Here is a 4,907-nt window from a genome sequence, read left to right as displayed (position 1 = left end):
TGATCCCAAACGCATGCCCAATCCCATGCCGCTGCAATACCTTAACAAACGCCTCTTCCGTCGTCATCTTCATGGCTCGTGTCTCCCCAAGCGCACGCGCCGACCCAACCGGCCGGCGCTTTGACGCTTACCGTAATGGCCACTCGGCCCCGGCAATAGGGCCAGAGCAACGGCCCGGTTGAGTCCAGTTCTCCTGGGTAAACTGCGTGACCTTGTCGTGCAGCAGCGCGGCGGTACGGCGGCCCCAGCTGTCCCAGTTCAGACGGTCCTCGAATTCGCGGCGAGTGCTTTGGCCGAGAACCCAATAGCCGGCCGGATCGTCGAGGTAGCGCTCGATCACCGCGGCGAAGTCGGCGGGTGTGCTGCCGAGGGGCAGGGCGTGGCCGTTCACGCCCTCGCGAATCGGCACGCCCCCCACACGCAGGCAAAGCGACGGCACGCCATAGGCCGACGCCTCGCAAAAGGCGAAGCCGTAGCTTTCATAGGACGGCTGGATCAAGAAATGCGCATTGTCAAAGGTCTTTTCGAACAGCGCCAGCTGGTCCGGCACGGCCTTGTCCAGCGCGCCAAGGACCGTCACATGTTCGGTTCTGTGGAACTTGGGCGGCTTGCATCCGATCACCGTCAGGCGGGCGTCTATGCCGTTGGCGCGCAGCGCCGTCATCGTGTCGAAGGCAATTGGGCCACCCTTGGCGAACCAGTTGCGCCCGATCAGCAAGAGCCGCACCGGCCCCTGGCGCGAGATTTTGGTCGGCGTGATCCGGGGCGCGGGCGTGTTCAGGTTGGCGCCCCAGGGCACCAGTTTCGACGTCTCGTCGGTCAGGCCATAGCGCCGGTCCGCCGCGTCCTTGAGCCATTGCGAAGGCCAGAGCAGCAGATCGGCGTTTTGCAGGACCCGCGTCTCGCAACGCTCGATCCAATCATCGAGCAAACGCCCGGCGCGCAGGTAGGATTTGTGCCAATTGCCGATCTCGGAATTGCGGTAGACCGTCTGGGTGGCGTCCGAGGTGAAGGCGGTCACCATCGGGTAGGGCGGCTTTACCCGGTAGAGCGAGTGGAACGAATAGGCCCCGAAAAGCACATCGTAGCGCCCCCGCGCCAGTTCCCGCGACACGCCGCGTGCGATCAGCGGCGCCAGCGCAAGATGCAGGCGCCAGCGGGCGCGCAGGTTGATCCCTTCGGGCATGGCATGCATCAGACGGCGCAGCGGTTCGGCCGCGTGCCAGCTCTGCGGCAGGATGGTCACCTCGCCCGCGTGTTGGCGCAAAGCGTCGTAGATGCGCGCATTGCCGCCGGAATAGAGATTCCGGTTCAGAGGTGAGAAATCGCACAGATACGCGATGCGCAAAGGCCTTTGATCCGCCAAGGTTCCTCCGATTCCGTCCGTTCCGCCGCCCGGCATGCCCTCCATTCGCGCCAGAATAAGGGCCGGCGCGGGGCGGCGCCCGCCCGTTGTGCCATATCCGCGCCAGTTTGTGGCTTTTTTGCCAAGACCCGGCGACACCGGTGCAGGGGTTTGCTAGTGTCCGCCCGAGCGTGTCGGGGTCATGGGGGGCCTGCGCCGCGCGGCGTGCGTAGGAGCCTGGCGTACCGGAATGCCAAACCCCATTGCCTATCTCGTTCTGGCCCTCTGGCCGGTGGTGACCGCGGTGCTGCTGACGCGGCTGCCGCTGGATCGGGCGATTATCCTGTCGCTGCTTCTGGGCTATCTGTTTCTGCCCGAACCCCCGGCGGTGTTCGATCTTCCGGCGATGCCGCCCTTCAACAAGCACAACATCCCGGCGCTCAGCGTCTTTCTGATCTGCCTGTGGCGGTTCGGGCTGAAAGGGTCGATCCTGCCGGAATCGCGGATCGGGCGGGCGCTTTTGCTGACCTTCGTTCTGTCGCCGGTGCTGACGGTGCTGACCAACGCCGAGCCGGTGTTCTACGGTCAGATCGGCCTGCCTGGGCTGGGGCCGAAGGACATGGTGGCGCTGGTCGTGCAGCAATTCCTGCTGGTGCTTCCTTACCTTCTGGCGCGCCGGTTTCTGGCCGAGGGCGGAGCCCAGCGCGAGCTTCTGGTCGCGCTGGCGGTGTCGGGGCTGGTCTATTCGCTTCTGATGCTGATCGAGATCCGCCTGTCGCCGCAGCTGAACCTCTGGATCTTTGGTTATTACCAGCATTACTTCGGCCAGTCGGTCCGCTTCGGGGGCTACCGGCCGGTGGTGTTTCTCTATCACGGTCTGTGGGTCGCGTTCTTTACCCTGACGGCGGTGACCGCCGCCTGGGCGCTCTGGCGCAACGATGCCCGGCAGAACGGGGCCAAGTATCTGGTCGCGGCGATCTATCTGACGGTCATCCTGGTGCTGGCGAAGTCGCTCGGGGCGATGATCTTTGCCGTTCTGCTGATCCCGGCAGTGGTCTTCCTCAGCCGTCTGATGCAGATCCGGCTGGCCATCGTCATCGGGCTTTTGGCGATCAGCTATCCGATCCTGAAAGGCGCCGATCTGGTGCCGCAGGACCGGCTGCTGCAACAGGCCGCCCAGATCGACCCGGACCGCGCCAATTCGCTGGAATTCCGGTTTGAGAATGAAAACATCCTGATGGAGCGGGCCTATGAAAAGCCGGTCTTCGGGTGGGGCAGCTGGGGGCGCAACCATATTCTCGACCCGACGTCGGGCAATATCCTGACGGTCACCGATGGGCGCTGGATCATCGTGATCGGAGTTTACGGATGGGTCGGGTTCCTTGCGGAATTCGGGCTTTTGGTGCTGCCGTTGATCCTGCTCTGGCGCGAAACGAGGTACGCGCGCGAAGAGGATGTATCGCCCTTCATCGCGCCGCTGTCGCTGTTGCTGGCGATCAATGTCTTTGACCTGTTGCCCAACGCCACGCTGACGCCGCTGACGTGGTTGCTGGCCGGGGCGCTGACCGGTTACGCCGAGCGCTCGCGCGCTCGCAACAGGCAGTCTCGGCAGAGCCACACAGCGCTGCGCTGGCGCTCGATTATGTGAAGGGAACATCATGACGACCAGACCGCGCGTCTTGCTGGTGGCGGACGAGTGCAATCCCGAATGGCCCTCGCTGCCCATCGTCGGCTACAAATACGCGCTTGAGATCGGCAAGCTGGCCGATGTCACCGTCGCCACCCATGTGCGCAACCGTGAAAACATCGAAAAGGCCGGATCGTCGGTTCCGTTCGCCTATGTCGACAACGAATGGATCGCCGCGCCGCTTTATCGGCTGGCAAAGCTTGTCCGCGGCGGTGAGGAGGTCGGCTGGTCCACCTCGATGATCCTGAACTACCTGCCCTATCTCGCCTTCGAGCACGGCGTCTGGAAACACTTCCGGCCTCAGCTGACGGGCGGCGCGTTCGACATCGTGCACCGGATCACGCCGATGTCGCCGACGCTGCCTTCGTGGCTGGCGCACAAGGTTCGTCAACCCTTCGTGATCGGGCCGCTGAACGGCAACCTCGACTGGCCGGCGGCCTTCACCGCCGAGCAGAAGCGCGAAAAGGAAGGGATGAGGAAGCTGCGCAACTTCTACAAATTCCTGCCCTATGCCCGCAGCACCTATGACGATGCGGCGGCGGTGCTCTGCGCGTTTTCCCATACCCGCGCCGACCTGCCGCGTGTCGAGGATGCGCGCATCGTGTCTTTTCCCGAAATCGGCTTCGATCCTGCGCTCTTTCATGCCGAAGGTGCCGCGCCCGCGGGCGGCCGCAGCACCGACGGCAATGTGCATTTCCTCTACGCCGGCCGTCTGGTGCCGTACAAACTGCCGGAACTGCCGCTGCGCGCCTTCGCCGCGTCACAAACCCTGCGCCGTCATCACCTGCACGTCGTCGGCGACGGCCCCGAGCGCGCGCGCATGGAGGCGGTGATCGCCGAGCATGGCCTGCAGGATTGCGTGACCATGCATGGCCGCAAGAGCCAGTCCGAAGTGGCCGGGATGATGCGTGATTGCGACGCTTTCGTCTTCCCGTCGATCCGCGAACTGGGCGCTGGTGTGGTGATCGAGGCCATGGCCTGCGGCATGATGGTGCTGGTGACCGATTACGGCGCGCCGGGCGACCTGGCCGCCGAGGGTCGCGGCGCGTGCGTCGCGATGGCTGGGTTCGATGGGCTGGTCGAGGGGTTTCGCGAACGGATGGAGGCCTGCGTTCATCAGCCCGCGGCGATGGCCGAGACCGCCGCGCGGGCCAAGGTCTATGCCGACGAAGGCTTTCAATGGGCCAGGAAGGGCGAAAAGACGCTCGAGGTCTACGAGGCGCTCTTGTCGGGGCGGTCGATGGCGGGGTTGGGCTATTGACCGCGTCAAGGGGCGTAGGCCTTACGGCGCGTCGGTTCCGCCGGGCCCAGAGATCACCCGCGCCGGAATGCCCGCGACCGTTGCCCCCGGCGGCACGTCCCGCGTGACCACCGCGTTGGCCCCGATCACCGCATGATCGCCCACGCTCAGCGGCCCGATCAGCTTGGCCCCCGCGCCGACATCCACATGCCCGCCCAGCACCACCGGGCCGGCCAGGGTCACTTGGTGAAAGATCATGCAGTTCACGCCGATCTGCGCGTCGGGGTGGATGATGATCCCGGTCGGATGGGTCAGCCGCAATCCGCCCCCGATCCGGGTGTTGAGGTGGATCTCGCTCTGGCAGATCGTGGACCAGAAGAGGTGGTTGAGCGCCCAGTATTTCGACGCCAGCCGCGCCGCGAGGCCCCCGCGCGCGCGGCAGGCCTGATATCGGCGCAAGGCGCGGATCAGCTTTTGCCCGGGGTCCCAGAACCGCCGCACGGCTTCGCGTGTCCAGTCGGGGAGCTCGGCGGAAATGGTCTGGTCTTTCATTGGGCCCTAGTCACCCGGAACCAAATTTGCCATCATTGATTTGAGGCAATTCGGGGAGGCGTTGATGCGGGGCCGGGCATCGG

General features: G+C 64.9%; 4 protein-coding genes. 2 read left to right on the top strand and 2 right to left on the bottom strand.

The genetic code is table 11. From position 1 onward, the window contains the following. Positions 1-127: 127 nt before the first annotated feature. Positions 128-1,366 (bottom strand): glycosyltransferase family 4 protein, encoded by a 1,239-nt coding sequence (locus RXV88_RS23095; protein ID WP_316296061.1) that lies wholly within the window; start codon positions 1,364-1,366, stop codon positions 128-130. A gap of 229 nt (positions 1,367-1,595) precedes the next feature. Between RXV88_RS23095 and RXV88_RS23090 the strand changes: the two genes are divergently transcribed. Next, entirely contained in the window at positions 1,596-2,993 is a 1,398-nt protein-coding gene (locus RXV88_RS23090; RefSeq protein ID WP_316296060.1) for a hypothetical protein, read from the top strand. 10 nt (positions 2,994-3,003) lie between these two features. Beyond that, complete coding sequence (locus RXV88_RS23085; RefSeq protein ID WP_316296058.1) at positions 3,004-4,293, top strand: glycosyltransferase; 1,290 nt, start codon at positions 3,004-3,006, stop codon at positions 4,291-4,293. Positions 4,294-4,314: 21 nt separating this feature from the next. On the opposite strand, the gene RXV88_RS23080 is transcribed toward RXV88_RS23085, so the two are convergent. Next, positions 4,315-4,824, bottom strand: coding sequence for a serine acetyltransferase (locus tag RXV88_RS23080; RefSeq protein WP_316296056.1), 510 nt, complete (start codon positions 4,822-4,824; stop codon positions 4,315-4,317). Positions 4,825-4,907 lie beyond the last annotated feature (83 nt).

The organism is Aestuariicoccus sp. MJ-SS9 (assembly GCF_032586235.1).
Taxonomy (GTDB): domain Bacteria; phylum Pseudomonadota; class Alphaproteobacteria; order Rhodobacterales; family Rhodobacteraceae; genus Aestuariicoccus.
Note: the sequence above shows the minus strand (reverse complement) of the source record. Positions and strands in the feature narration are given on the sequence as shown.